Below are 14652 nucleotides of genomic sequence, written 5' to 3'. Positions count from 1 at the left end.
AGTTCAGATTTTATGCTGTCACTTCATACAAACTTTCATTGATGGTGTTGAGTATTAAATCCAGCTTGTTATTGAAAATCTTATTGAGTCGCAGATAACCTCCGTCCCGGTTAAATGGAGCCAGGTCGAGATCATCTTTTTGAAGGATATTCTCCTGCAATAACTGTTTCTCAAAGCGGTCTATCCATTTTATCTGATTCTTATGCCAGTCGCTCATTGAGCGGATCTTAGAAATCGCGTTCTTGATCCGTTCTTCATGGCCGATAAGCGTGTTTCCTAAAGCCAATGTCCGGATGTAGCTGATAATATCAGCCGCGATATCTTCGTTCTTCGCCTGCTTCCATGCTTGATTCAGGTATTTGGCATTGAATCCTTTGCTGTCAAGTTCCAGCAATAACTCTTTCAGTGATTTCCGATCGAGCTCCTGAGGGCGAGAGCATATGATTTTCAAGGCTTCTATCTTGTTGATGTTCTCTTTTATGAAATTCTCAAAGCTCAGTAAATAATCTTCAGGTTTTTGCCCCTGGCCATAACCGCGCTCGATACCTCTTTCCTCGTCGTCGTGTTCAGATACCAGTTGAAATTTAGGACTGGGTTTTAGTTCATCCAGGTATTTCCATACGCCTCTCAATCCTTTCAATTCATCAAACTGATGGTGTTCACGTATTCCCTGAAGCCTTTGAGCAAATTGTTCCGGATCTTGCCCACCAGTCAGGTAACTGAATTGATCCAGATCTTTGTCTGTAATCTGTTTCCGTTTGCGCTGGTATTTGGCAAGCAGCTGCTCCACTTGCATTAAAGCTCGATCATTACTGTCGATTGAGTCAAGTTCATCGATTAACTGAGTAAACGTTACGGAAGCGGTGGGTACTACCGGTTTCATCTGGGTGTAGTCCTCCAATGCTTCATACAAGCGAACTGCATCAAAGATCCGGAATACTTCCTTATCGATCTCATCACAACGACGGGTAGCTCGGCCCAGCATCTGTTCATAGAGGATTCTCGATTTCACCCGACGCATGAACACCAGGTTACAAATTGCCGGAACATCAATTCCCGTCGTCAGCAAATCAACGGTAACAGCTATCGAAGGATATTTTTCATTCTTGTAGCGTTTCACGAGCTGCTCCGGATCATAGACTTTCCCGGTAATCTTTTGAATAGCATTGTCTTGAACGTCTAATCCTATTTTAAAATATTCCTCTTTAAGGTACTTAACAATGTCAGCTGCGTGATCGTCGGTAGCGGCAAAAATCAGTGTCTTTTCTTCACTCTCAGGATCAATTTCCTGAACTAGCTGCGAGAGCACTGCCCGGTTAAAGTTCTCCGTTAAAACCTGTTTATTGAAGCCCTCCACGTTGATCGCCAGTTCATCTTCCAACTCGCTTAGTTCAACAACCTTGTTCTGTTCCTTGTCATACACTTTGGGTTTTTCACCTTTTTCCCAAACAATCCCTTCTTCACTTAATTTGGTTTTGATAATAAACGGAGGCTCATGGTCAATTAGGTAACCATCAATGACGGCTTCCCTGTATGAATAGGTAAAGACGGGATTGCCAAATATTTCGGTGGTATGCAAAGCGGGTGTAGCTGTCAGCCCGATTCCAACAGCATCAAAATAGTCAAGCACCTTCCTGTACTTGCTTACATAGTCGTTCTGATCTTTAAAGTTCAGCTCCTCTTCAGCTAGTTCACGATCCATCAAGTACCCTCGGTGCGCTTCATCAATAATGATGCAATCGTAGGTATCCACTGGAAGAATAGTTGCTGGATCTTCGTTGTAGAACAACCGTTTCACCATACTCTGAACCGTGGCAAAATGCAGCCGGGTATCCAGTTCGGGAAGCAGATCTTTCAAACCCTTCATCTCATAGATCTCACCGAAGGTATTCAGGTCTTCAATTTTGTTATCCTTGAAAGCATCAAATGCCTGGCTGGCCAATAGCCTTCGATCGACCAGGAACAAGATACGCTTAAAGCGATTGGATTGAATCAGCCGATAGGCGAGTCCGATGATGGTTCTTGTTTTGCCAGTACCGGTCGCCATAGCCAATAAGATGCGATTGATTTCCGGTTGTTTGATTAACGTATCCTCAACCTTCGTAATTGCTTTAATCTGGTAGTCACGTAGCCCCAGGCCGCTTTTAGACTGTAAATAGTCCGGTGCGTTATCCTTTAGTTTTTTATCAGCGGCCTCAATGTCCTGTTCAAACAAGTTGACTAATCCAGCCGGAGTGTACCATCCTTTGAGGCAACGACTATGGTTCCGCGGGTTACGGATATCAATAAACCAGATACCGCTCTTTGTTTCAATCTGTTTAAGGTAGGGGCGGCCATTAGTCGAGAACAGGAAGGGCACATTGTATTTGCCCCATTTGCCAAGCAATCTAGCCTGATTTGTCTCTTCTGCTAGTTCTGCATAAATCTTGGATTGATGCAGGTTGGTCGAAATATCCTGTGAGTATTTTTTTGCTTCAACAATGCCATAGAGGTCTGTGCCAACAAAGAGGGCATAGTCTGCCCATTTGCTACCAACCTTCCATTCAGCAATTGCCAGGTTGCGCCCCTTCACGGGTGTTGTACCATTTAACTTGTAGTTAAGTGTTGAGGTGTCAACTTCCCAGCCCGCCAGTCGAAGTTGTTCATCAATGAGCTCCCTGGTTTCAGCTTCCGACATGTCTAGTTTCCGACTGGCCTTCGCGGAGCGTTGCTTGAATCCCTGCGCTTCTTCCTGGCTTAGCTGACCAATTTGGCGTTCTTTAAGCAGATCGTTTAGTTTAGCCTCCAATTGCTTGTAATCCTGCTCCAACTTTTGATAGTCTTTTTCCCAATCAATCTGCTCCGGAGGACTAAATTTTACTGAGGATAAGTCCAGGTAGCTTTCAGCGTACGACTCAGCAAACCACTTACAAAGTTTGAATAAGCTAAGCAAATGGCTCATAGCAACCTTACTCAGGTCTTCTGTACTGTGAGTCGCTACGTTACCCGATTTTCTAAGCTGATGAAGTAAACTAATGATTTTGTCGTCGAGAACACCCTCGTCGGCCAATACTTGTATCCTCCGGAAGATCGAGTCATCGTAGGGAAACTCCAGTTGATGAACCTTGAAGATCAACTCAGTCATTTTTTCAACAAGCAAGCGAACCTTGCCGAGCGCGGCTCCTGGGTCGCTATGAATATATTGCTCAGCCTGGGATCCCAGATTGGCTAAAATCGGAAACTCCTCAGTAAGAAAGCTGAAATTACTTTTAGACATTATTCCACGGGTTGACAATTGGCACTGCCAATATACATAATCCTGAAAAGAAAAGAAAGATTATGAAAAAAGGAATTCAACTTCGTATTAAAGGTTTTTGGTAATGGTTCAAATGATCATACGATTAATTTAGAATCATTTCAAATTTGACTCAACTATCTTATATACAGTGTTTATGGTTAGTGTTTTTTGTAACTTATATACGCCATTAATCACGTCCAAACCTTTGCTCATGAAAAATCTCTCCCAATCACCTAATTTCCCCCCCCTTTTTAGAAATGCATTTGTTCTTTCAGTGCTGTTTTGTTGCAGTATGTCGAGCTATGCTCAAGAAGCAGCAGACACAACTTCAGTAATCTCTAATCAAGAATGGCTCCATGTTGATTCAATTACGCCAGATCAAATAGAACCAGCAGTCCTGCCTGATTACAGCGAATTTGCGCCTAGACTAAAATCGACCAGCATAGCAGTTCAATTCGGTCAAGATATAGAGTCTGGTGTCGCATACGAAGACCAAAATATTTATCTAACATATTCTTTTGAACAGTATGAATCAAGTCTACACATTCAATTTCAGGCAGATTTTACGAATGAAGATCCGACTAATAGAATCACATTCTATTTTGACAAAAATAGAAATGGAATAGAGGATTACAAATACGATCCTCGTTATAGCGGATTTAAGACTACTAATGGAGCATACATATTTTGTCCGTGGTATCGAATTGATGAAACTTATATTACAACTTGCGGTGGACTCGATTCTGATGGCTGGATGGGCTTTGACGGCGATCTAAAAACACTAACGTTTAATGTTCCTGTAAGTGAAGTGACTGACGACGGCGTGATTGCCTTTTACATTTATACAACTTATGGTTGTGCTCCTGCTTGTAATAATGAACAGAATCTTTCGCTTTCAGTCCCAGAGTTAATAAACACCTCTGATTTTTTGGAGACACTTGATGCAAAGGGGGTTACGGAAAATACTGCGAACATAGGCTTCAGCTGTTTATTAGATAACGATGCCTATGTAGAAAAAGGAATAATTTGGTCTGATGAACCCAGCCTGAGTATAAAAAAGAACTTAGGATACATTAAAGATTCTAGCACCAACTTGACCTTTTACGCTGAAGTAAAAGACCTTGAGGATGGTAAGGAGTACTACTATTGTCCAACGGTTGTTCTGGATAATTTCAGGGTATATGGTGAAACAAAATCATTCATAACTGAAGTCGACTCAACAAAATACATTTACGCTACTGACGATATTGTCATTCCTCGTTCCGGGAAATTTGTCATATCTCTTGTTGCAGACTCTACTTATCAGAAATGGGGGCAACCGACTTGGGAAATTTTAAAAGGGCTAACTCAACCGGTGTTTGAGCGAATAGATGGTGATTATGATTTTGTTTTTGTCGTTATGAATAGTTATCCGGAGAATGCTGCAGCTGTTGGTCTGAGCTATGGTATATCTAATGATGTATCAAACATCGGTAGACGGATCTTTGACCTGTCAAGCTACTACGGGCTTCCGTCAGGTACGAAATCGGTAATTTGGCTATCAGATAAAAGCAATGTGCCATACGGTCCTTCATTACATGAAATTTCGCACACTTGGGGCAATTTTCTCTTTCACACAAAGGCAATTCAACAGAACAGCTTATTGCCAGAAGGGGTTGAGGAAATTGATTACCGGCCTCATTGGGGGGTAGCCTCTGCCGGAGGACAGCTGGGCGGATTTGCAGAGTTTGTCACTGACGTCGACGGAGTTGAAAATAAATATCAGGCCTATATGAAGGGGACGCCAGGCTTTGGTCAAAATGTAAACGGAGGTAACTCAGTGCCTTACTCGAATATCGAATTGTATTTGATGGGTATGATTTCGCTAGCTGAGGTTAACCCGTTGTCTTGCTTTTACAAGCTTTCAGTTGATAGTTATAGTGACTTCCGTTCAAACGGTATCTTTTATTCAGACAGCGTCGTGGTATTTGACCAAGAAACAATTCTCGATACCTTTGGTGAGCGATTCCCTAAATCGTCAGATGCCCAAAAGGATTTTGAAGTACTGTTTGTTTTACTCGCCAATCGCATGCCAACTAATGAGGAGCAGGAAGAGTTGGAGGCCGGTATTGATTACTTAACGTTTAAGGGGGAAGATGACATTTCGAGTTTGTATAATTTCTTTGAAGCAACAGGAGGCCGAGGAACCCTTTCAGCACCAGTTCTGACTGACTCGGTGAAACCATTCAAAATTAACTATGAACTTGCCGGTGGAATTAATGATCCGCAAAATCCGGACACATTTTACTACACAACTCCTGACATCTCACTTTATGATCCCGTAATGGATTGTAATACATTTCAAGGTTGGTATACTGATGCAGAGTTTACACAGCCACTACAAACAATAAAGTATCATACAGAGGAAGATGTTTCGTTGTGGGCCAAGTGGGAATCCAATAGCTCAACGTCCAATGAGAATGTCGCTATATGTGATGGTGAGGAGTATCAAGGATGGACTGCTACCGGTGTTTATCAACGATCCCTAATCAATAGTCTGGGATGCGATAGCGTTGTCACGACCAACCTCGAAGTACTAAGCGGGTACAACATAGAACAAACAGTCTCAATTTGTGAGGGAGATGCCTTCAAAAACTGGACAATCTCCGGCGAATACATCCAGCATTTGGAGTCAATGAGCGGATGTGATAGTACAGTGACAACTTTTTTGACGGTTCAACCTGCCCACAAATCAGAAGAGATCGTTACAATTTGCAACGGAAGCAGCTATTTAGATTGGACTGAGACAGGAACCTATGAACGCACCTTAGCATCTACTGTGGGATGTGATAGTCTCGTAACAACAAATCTTACAGTATTGGATGGTTATAGCGAAGAACAATATGTCACAATATGCGAGGGAGAAAACTATCTTGGCTGGAATGAAAGTGGCACCTATGATCAAGCGCTTACTGCCTCTAACGGATGCGATAGTACAATAACTACGTATCTTCAAGTAAATAAACTTATCGAACCGGAAATTGAAACTGACGGTGACACTCTATTTTGTAACACTTCATATCATGCCTACCAATGGTACAGCCAAGACGGGATTGTACAGGATGCATTTACTTCTGAATATGTAATTAGTCAAAGTGGAACATATTACTTGGTTGTCACAGATGAAGATGGCTGTACATCATCGTCTGAATTAATCGCAATGATTAAAACTGCGATAAATGAGCTGCCATCCACCAACAACGACTTTTTAATTTATCCCAATCCAAGCAGTGGGAAAATATATATAAGATTAAATCAGGACTCCCCGAGCGGGGCTCTGCTAAAAGTCGTCGATGAAACCGGGGTAACTCACATCTTGTCTAATTTAGGTTCAATAGGGAACGAGAACACTTGGGAAATTGATGTATCGCACTTACCTAAAGGAAACTACTTTGTGACAATAATGACAAAAACAGATATTTTCACTCAAAAGATGGTGCTTCAATAACTAGGCTTTGCTTTTTCCCATTGCAAGGAAGTATACTAATACGGTAACTGGGAACATCTTAAACTTCATACTTTGCCGCTGCTTTAATCTTTAAATTTAGTTCTCGTATCAGTTCATTTTCAGCGAGCGGATATGGTTCAGAGCTTCTTTCCTTAATGAACGTCCGGATCTTGTAGGCCTCTTTTTTAGTAATTTGACCACTTTGCTGCCATGCAGCGATCTCCCCTAAAAACTCGTCGATACCAATATTGTCGATTTGTTTCAGAGCGAGCGACTCAATTAGCTTGGTCTTGCTACCTGTTGGAGTCACTTCCGAAGGACTTTTCATTTGCATTGCGATGCTTTTAAACTCCATCCTCCACGTACGACCCTTCGCGACAGCGACTTCCGCCATTCCCTTGCAAGCATACCGATGAGTGGATCGCTGAATTCAGCAATGCAGTATGCTTCATGTCTAAATAAAAGGATAACAATATCAGCAGCCTCCTCAATCCGATCAGAGCCTCTTAGCCGGCTTTTATATGGCTTAGGATTATCTTTATCGCGGGATAATTGAGAAAGCGCTAAACAGTTATATTAAGCTCTTTGGCGAAGCTTTTTAACCGACGGGCAGCAATGATAGATTTTACAGTTTCCTGTTTAAATCTTTGATTTTGTCGTTTCGGGTAGAAACTCTGCTGCCTTCGGGCAAAACTCAGGCACGCAAAACGCTGTTGGCGGGCATCCTTCACAAATAGCAACTGAAAAGGCTTGGTATACTTGCTCAGGGGTGGGGGAAAAAGTTGTTTTTGGCGCTTCACTTTTTTCACAAAAATCACATTCCCGATATTCCTTCCAATCCTGTTGAATTAGATAATCCGCAATATCGTTTCCGTTTTCCTTGTCCTGCTTAGGGGCGAACTTTTCAAGTAAATCAGAAAATATAAACCGGGTGCCAGGTAACTGCTCTTGGTACTGCTCGGCCTTGGCTTGCCATTCTGCAAAGGTGCTGCCATCTCTGGATAGATCGGGAAAGACATACACGCTACGGCCAGCCAATACTTTTAATTTATCAATCGAGAAGCTGCTTTTATTGTATACCGCCAGCCAAGTAATTTTCGGGAAATATAACGCACCATAAATAGCCGTTTTGGGGGCTTCAACCAACGCTACCGGACCAGATGCCTTGTGGCCTAGTAGATGTTCCCCAAACAGGCATGAAATACGCTTTTCTTGGGCTTTGTAGGCCTTCAGCCAATCCGGTAATGGCTGATTGTTCCTGATGCAATCTTTTTCAATAATTGAATGTAAAAAGTCGGTTCCAGTGGTGTGATTAGATTCATCGAATTGTTTAACCTGGATCGCTCGAACATTACCTGTGATATCAATAAAGGGGAACGTAACGGCTCCTGCTCTATATCCTTTAGTAATAGTTCCTAGTCGATATAATTCAACCACCTTTGTCATTTCATCAACATCAAACGGATAAGCAATACGCCCCATGAGATTTTGAATGAACGTGTTTTGCTCGTATCCCTTCAGTGTTTTTTTGAAGGTTTCAAAATCAAAGTAAACTGGGATGGTTGAGGCAGGCTTCGGTTTTGGTGGCTTCCAATCGTCCTTGTTGTCTGATCGACTACATTCCTGGGCATAGCCATCTGAATAAGGATCGAGGAAATGGTGACCATCACCTTTGTCACACCTACCATATTTTTCGGGTAGATAGTTCCCGGTTTCAATATCAACGTATCTCACAAACCGTTTCTTTCCACAATCCGGACAGATAAACTTCCGACTACTTTTATCAAGTATATATCTATAATACTGCATGTTAGTTTTCTATTTGCGTTCACAATGTTCACGATGTTCATGGTGTTCACGATGTGAACATCGTGAACACTTATTTTTTTAAATACTTATTCACGGCACCAACCGAAAGACCAAGTTCACTCGCAATATCTCTTTGCGTTTTACCTTGCTGGCTAAGCTCCTTAGCCTTTTCAATTAGAGTTGAACGATCTTTTTCCGTTATTTCTCGAAGGTGCTTCCGCTCGGCTCCGAAGTCGATAAATTCAAACTGAAGGAAGTTGCACTGCTTTTGAATCTGACAAACAGCAACATTTTCCGTGTCGTAGACTATCTCAGTGTTCCGGGCCTTAATCTGTTTCAGGTATCGCAAATTCTTATCTATGTGACTCTCTCCAATAGCAAAGCAGCTATCAACAAAATTTATCAGCATCTTACTACCCTGTAAATCATTCCTGGTAATAGGTTTTGATAAATCTCGTTTCGGCGTGTGTGCCAGTGCCAATATTGAAATTTTATACTTGTTCTTTAGTGCGATTAGTTGTTTCATCAAAGGCAAAGCATCTTTGGCCGTTTCGGTAGCGGTCTTTAGGTATGTGATATTGTCAATAATCAAAACCTTTGCTCCTGAGTGAATTATACTTTGCTCCAATGATTCAAACAGATAATCTTCAAAGGTTTGCTCATTAGGCATTTCTGCTTCCGGGTCGATCTCAATCCGAATCAGGTTTGGGCTGAAAGTGTAGTGCTGTTCGAAAATTTGAAGAGCTTCGTTTTTGATTGAATACCTAGCCTCAAATTGTTTAGCAGACAACTCAAAGTCAAAGTATGACACCTTTTGGCTGGGTGCTTCAAGTTTAAATCCAGGAATCTGACTACCTCTGCTAATACTGTTGGCAATTTGAACAGCTAAAATTGATTTTCCTAAGTTAGTGTCAGCAAATAAAATACACACTTCGTTTTGGTGCCAAAACTCCCCGAATAACATCAACGGGATAGGTGTATGTTTTGCCTGCTCAATCCAATTATTGGCGGATTTTACTGCAAATAATCCGATTTTCTCGACGCCTGATTCCGCCTTGCATTCTAATTCTTCGAAATGGTCCTTAATTAACGAAGGATCAGTTAAATTGCCGAAATTTGGTTTTAGTTTCATAGGGCATCAGATTTTGAAGGTGTGACATTAAGAGAAGTTATACTTGGATCAAAATCGTTTGTCAGTACTAGCTTTAAGGTGTTGTACATTATTTAAAACTATTGTTGGTTACAAAATTTGGGTACTCATCCCACTTAATAAGGCAAAAGGAAAAGCAGGAGGAAATCCCCCTGCTTTTTGTTTTAATTCCACGATCAAATTAAAGGCTGATTTTCGAAGAAAGTCAAGCTCATGATCGAGCTCAACTTCCACTAGCTCAATCCAGATGTTTTTCCGCTTGAAAATCTCAATCGTGGTAATACCGCAAATACTGAAATCGTCATTGAGAATTACGCTTAAAGCGTCGTCGGTACCTTTAATGTCTCCATACCCATATGGCAGGCCCGGCTCAGGAAATATAATACTGCTGATATTTTCAGATCCTTTAGTGAATGCCATATCAGGCATTTCCTGTCCGCCCCAATTGCTAGGTCGTGGAACAAAGTTTATCGACAATCCGCCACGATTGGGTTTTCTTTTGTTCATTAACAATACATGGAATTTAACATGCTCCGTTGTATAGGCGACTATTTCAAACCGGTATTTGGCAGTCAGTTCCTCGAACTTTTTGCTTACTAGGTAATTAGTCAAAGTCATATAGCCCTAGTTGTTTCATGTCTTCCTCGAAGATCCGACGAAATGAGCAGAGTGTCCTCAGCGCCCAATGATTTTCCATGTAATCGTCTTCAGTCAAAAATTGCTGGGTAGAAATCACCAGAGATAATTGGCTTATTAAATCCTCAAATTCTTGTAGATAATCAAAGAAGGATTCAAGTTTTGATGTTAGCCATTCATAGCTATCGATCGATCCACTTTCAGCATAGTCTCTGTAATAAATTAGCAGTTTCCGATAGTCTAAGATAAATCCGATCAAAGACATCTTTTCATCGTAGTTGAAGTTCTCATCCAAGAAGATGAGTCTTGTCAGGCGACAAAGGAAATTTAGATTCTGGCTTGAAGTGTATGTGTTTAAATTCCTCGATTTTGATGTTAGTTTTACTATTTCCATGCCTTATTTCCTCCATTGTTAAGCGTTACATACTTTGACGCTTCAGCATCAGTTTCTTCACTCATTTTTACTGGGTTTCTTTTCATCCACGCTTCCAGCTCTTCCCGATCAAAATAGATGATCTTCCCGCACTTGTAGTGCGGAATATTAGCTGACGCGGTTAGTTTGTACAGGGTGCTTTTTGAAAGCCCGGTAAACTCTGCCGCCTGTGTTAAGGTCAGCGTACCTTGGTGTGCCAAGAGGAGTGATTCGATGTTTTCCAATCGCTCCATGATCAAAAAATTTAAATCTTTCATTTGAAACTAAAATGAAAGAAGACCGGTCTTCTTTAGTTAAAACTATTACCAGTGGTAACGAGAACTAAAAAATGAATTCATCGGCAAGGTCGGAAGAAACAATTGGCAAGAAAATAGCTTACAATAAATTGTAAGCTATCTGATATGAAGGTCTTTGACTAGTTAGGTGATGTGTTGTACGAGGCGACAGAAGTCCTGATGAAGTTCTGACTTTGGATTAAGGGAGTTTCCCTTGTTGGAATGTGTGAATTTGGTCAAGTCCTGTCCATTGGATTGGCAAAAATTCATTTCAAGTATATTGAAAAGATCCAAATCACTAATATTTTTTTGAACTAAGCCCATGTCTCTCAGAAGACAAAATAGATCCAACAATGCTTTTTTGTTGGGCTGGTTGTTTTTCGAGGATACCGCAATCCACGGAATCTTCCCTGAACCCCAATCTGTAATTGCTCTGCTATCCCTGTAAAAAAGCTGTGTAAACTTTTTGTAGGTCATATTATCGTGCGTACTACCGCTAGTCACTTTGGGCCCAGGAATACATTTTAATTGAACAAGTCCATTGTACAATTCTCTGATTTGGCCCCTGGTCATGTTAGGTATAAACATACGGAATATGATGTGCTTCTTCCTTTTGGCAAACGATGAAGCATAAAATTCCGACGCATGAAATGTCTTTTCTTTAAGCTGATCTTCGGTTACCCTCAGTGCAAATGCCAGGTCACTTTCCAATGTCCTTATGGTTTCGAGATAATTTGAAATTCTGCGAGCAAGTATCACATCTATGGGGGTAGATCGTTTGATGAGGATCAAATAGCCAACTAAAAATTTTATCCTTTTAATCTCATCAAGCCTAAAAATAAGCCTAACAACATGCTCTATTAGAGATTCTGCATTTTCCGGGTTATTTTCAATTAATTTTAAGATTGATTTGTGCAAGAACGATGGGGCTTCACCTAAGGAATCCCATAGCTGGTTAGCGGATAAGTTTTTAAGTGCTAAAAACTCATCGAGAGACATGGTTTCTTTCATTTTTCTTCCTAAGCTTATAAGTTGATGTCTGGCAGGCTGTCGACTGCCTTTTTCTTTAATTCGTCGACAAGGTGGGTGTATTTTTGTGTGTGGTCAAGCTTCGAGTGCCCAAGGAGTCCGCTGACCGTTTTGATATTGGCGTTATTCATTAGTAGTATCGTTGCAAAGCTGTGACGCGCTGAATGCCAGGTAATATTTTTTTCAATGCTAGCTCGCTTTGTCCAGGTTTTAATTGTTCTCAGGCAACTATCAAGGCTCGGTAGGTCAAATATCAGGGCTTCTGGTGCTTCTATTTTACCTATAAGTTTCAGAGCCGTAGAATTTAGATCTATATAGACGGTTTTACCAGTCTTGGTTTGAGGTTTTACAACCTGGGCATTCTGAATGTGTTTGTACCTCAGATCTTTGATGTCTATAAAACGCAGCCCAGTATTTAAGCTAAACAAGAATGCTCTTTTTACTTCAGGGTTTCCACATTGTGTTTTTGCTAGCTTAATTATTTCCTCGGGCATCAAAATAGCTTTGGGTATGCCATCCGGCTTGGCACATCGTATACCTTCTGCTGGTGATTTAGAAAGGAGTCCCTCTTGAACTGCTGCATTCAGAACTTTTTTAAATCGTTTAAAATAAGAATTGGGGGTTTCTCCATTGTAATTTGAAAGAAGGTGGTCTCTGAATTTTTCCATGACACTTTTATCAATAGATGAAGCTGATATAAAGTCGTCGGAGATGAAGCCTTTGAAGGCTTCGATAGCCGAGTGTATCATGCGGGGATCACCTTTGGTATAGGTTTTCTTATACTGCTCGCAGAAGTCCAGGAAATTTACCTTTTTCTTTTGTGGTGAAATAAACCCTTCCGAGTTGTGGTTGAGGTCGCTTTCCCTTTTTGTCCTTATTTTTTGAGCAAGATCGAGGTTCTCCTTGTTGATCCTGCGATCTTCCTGACTCTTGGGAGAGCTCAGGAGGTATATTTTTAGGTACTCGGTGTATCTTTTGGTGAGAAGTTTGCCTTCCTTATTCCGGGAATAACCTTTGTAATAATCAAGGTAAAGTGATATCTTGCCATTGGCTAGCTTCTTTCCCCGGAGCCTAATGTTCATTCCAGGGCCGGGCGTATAGTTTAGTGTGTGCTTTGGTTGGTCTGGTTTAGCTCCCATTTAATAACTGGTTTCCGTTCTTTTCTCAAAGATACAAAACAATTATGTCGGGATACAAATAGGATACAAAAAATTGGAAAATAAATGAAATTTGATGAAAAAACAGAAACTAAATATTAACTTATATTATTGTCAGTCAGTATTATGCCTAATATTTAAATTGGTATTTTTCAATGGTAGTGTACCCGTCCGGGGTACTATTAATAAAGGAGTTAGAATTTTATTCTTACTCCTATTTTTGTTTTAAAGGGGTGCTTTTAGGCGATTTTCTAAGCCGAGATGTAAACCAGTTACATCATGAAAGCATCTATTTCTGTAGTCCTTTACAAGTCTAAAACCCTTGCTAACGGGGAAAATCCGCTAATGATTCAGGTCTCCAAAGATGGTAAGAGAAGGTATCAGAGCTTGGGAGTATCCTTAAAAAAGGAGTAAGTATTGGGATTTCAAACGAATATTTGTGGGAAACAGATTTTATAGAAAAGTATGCCTGAAACACCTATCCAAAAGTATCACTTACATAAAAACGAGCCTGAAAAACTACAGTTCGAAGTCTATCCGTTAAAGGAGTTTTTGATTGAAAACGCAGCACATACTCAGAAACCACATGTGCATAGCTATTATCAAATCATATGGTTTAAAGACGGAATGGGGCAGCATCGTGTTGATTTTGAAACATACAAAGTGAAGGCTAATTCCTTGTTTTTTATTTCGAAGGGGCAAATTCACCATTTTGATGAGAATTATCCGGATGGCTTCATCATTCATTTTAACGCTTCGTTTATTGATTATAGTGAGACCTTTACGGAAGTGTTTATGAAGCATAATATCTTTCACTCCTTTGAAAAAGAACCCCTATTTAAGATAAAAGAGAAAGACCGGGACATATTACTAAATATCGTATTACAGATGCAGGAGGAGGTGAAAAATCCAAACCAGTTTGGGCATAGAGAATACATGAAAGTACTTCTCCATTTGTTTCTTATTCTCACACAACGTCTGGGCGTTAGAGAAAAGAGTGGAGAACTTTCGATGAATAACCCTTCTCACATTTTATTGGTACGATTTCAAAAGCTGCTGGAAGAAAGCTTCTTTGAAATACATACTGTCTTTGAATATGCAGCTCTGCTAAACGTTTCCGCAAAAACCCTGACTAATTGTACACGTGAGAATTTACAACAAACACCTCTAGAGATCATTAATGAACGTATCACCTTAGAAGCAAAACGACTTTTAACATATTCTGATAAGAATGTAAGTGAAATTGCTTACCAGTTAGGATTTTCTGATGCTTCTAATTTTGTCAAATTCTTTAAGCGAAATACCCAAATAGCTCCAAGGGATTTTCGAAAAGCTGTTTCCTGAGGTGGTAAAATAGAGCCAATTTAGTCTGGGGGATAGGGCTACATTGGGAGAACGT

At 40.6% G+C, this 14652-nt stretch carries 11 protein-coding genes and 1 pseudogene; 3 read left to right on the top strand and 9 right to left on the bottom strand.

The features are described from left to right. Window positions 1-10: 10 nt before the first annotated feature. A complete protein-coding gene (gene hsdR, locus BC643_RS03780) occupies window positions 11-3256 on the bottom strand; it encodes a type I restriction-modification system endonuclease (protein WP_120271831.1) in 3246 nt (1081 codons plus the stop codon). Between the two features lie 232 nt (window positions 3257-3488). Here hsdR and BC643_RS03775 point away from each other — a divergent pair, with 232 nt between their 5' ends. After that, a complete protein-coding gene (locus BC643_RS03775; protein WP_170154446.1) occupies window positions 3489-6764 on the top strand; it encodes a T9SS type A sorting domain-containing protein in 3276 nt (1091 codons plus the stop codon). 58 nt (window positions 6765-6822) lie between these two features. On the opposite strand, the gene BC643_RS03770 is transcribed toward BC643_RS03775, so the two are convergent. From BC643_RS03770 to BC643_RS03730, 8 genes and pseudogenes are all read right to left on the bottom strand, one after another. Beyond that, complete coding sequence (locus BC643_RS03770; protein ID WP_147377129.1) at window positions 6823-7092, bottom strand: hypothetical protein; 270 nt, start codon at window positions 7090-7092, stop codon at window positions 6823-6825. Further along, window positions 7089-7319 (bottom strand): annotated as a pseudogene (locus BC643_RS23725) (DnaB-like helicase C-terminal domain-containing protein); the annotation flags it as partial. The gene BC643_RS03770 and the pseudogene BC643_RS23725, both read right to left, overlap by 4 nt. A gap of 84 nt (window positions 7320-7403) precedes the next feature. Further along, complete coding sequence (locus BC643_RS03760) at window positions 7404-8573, bottom strand: DUF6371 domain-containing protein (protein WP_211337975.1); 1170 nt, start codon at window positions 8571-8573, stop codon at window positions 7404-7406. Between the two features lie 70 nt (window positions 8574-8643). Then, the gene (locus BC643_RS03755) at window positions 8644-9705 is read right to left on the bottom strand and encodes an AAA family ATPase (RefSeq protein WP_120271828.1); all 1062 of its coding nucleotides are present in this window, start codon (window positions 9703-9705) and stop codon (window positions 8644-8646) included. Window positions 9706-9813: 108 nt separating this feature from the next. Continuing rightward, window positions 9814-10341 (bottom strand): hypothetical protein, encoded by a 528-nt coding sequence (locus BC643_RS03750; RefSeq protein WP_120271827.1) that lies wholly within the window; start codon window positions 10339-10341, stop codon window positions 9814-9816. 402 nt (window positions 10342-10743) lie between these two features. Further along, window positions 10744-11025, bottom strand: a complete 282-nt coding sequence (locus BC643_RS03740) for a helix-turn-helix domain-containing protein (protein WP_211337974.1) — start codon at window positions 11023-11025, stop codon at window positions 10744-10746. A 186-nt stretch (window positions 11026-11211) separates the two neighbouring features. Next, window positions 11212-12078, bottom strand: coding sequence for a hypothetical protein (locus BC643_RS03735; protein ID WP_120271824.1), 867 nt, complete (start codon window positions 12076-12078; stop codon window positions 11212-11214). A gap of 14 nt (window positions 12079-12092) precedes the next feature. Further along, window positions 12093-13235: a site-specific integrase gene (locus BC643_RS03730; RefSeq protein ID WP_120271823.1), complete on the bottom strand. Its 1143-nt coding sequence runs from the start codon at window positions 13233-13235 to the stop codon at window positions 12093-12095. A 297-nt stretch (window positions 13236-13532) separates the two neighbouring features. On the opposite strand from BC643_RS03730, the gene BC643_RS23660 reads away from it, so the two are divergent. Both BC643_RS23660 and BC643_RS03720 read left to right on the top strand, forming a co-directional pair. Continuing rightward, on the top strand, window positions 13533-13667 hold the full coding sequence (locus BC643_RS23660; RefSeq protein WP_120271822.1) for an Arm DNA-binding domain-containing protein: 135 nt from the start codon (window positions 13533-13535) through the stop codon (window positions 13665-13667). A gap of 51 nt (window positions 13668-13718) precedes the next feature. Continuing rightward, window positions 13719-14597, top strand: coding sequence for an AraC family transcriptional regulator (locus BC643_RS03720; RefSeq protein ID WP_120271821.1), 879 nt, complete (start codon window positions 13719-13721; stop codon window positions 14595-14597). Window positions 14598-14652 lie beyond the last annotated feature (55 nt).

The organism is Mangrovibacterium diazotrophicum (assembly GCF_003610535.1).
GTDB classification, from domain to species: Bacteria; Bacteroidota; Bacteroidia; order Bacteroidales; family Prolixibacteraceae; genus Mangrovibacterium; species Mangrovibacterium diazotrophicum.
The sequence above is the reverse complement of the archived record's forward strand: the minus strand, read 5'-3'. Positions and strand labels throughout refer to the sequence as shown.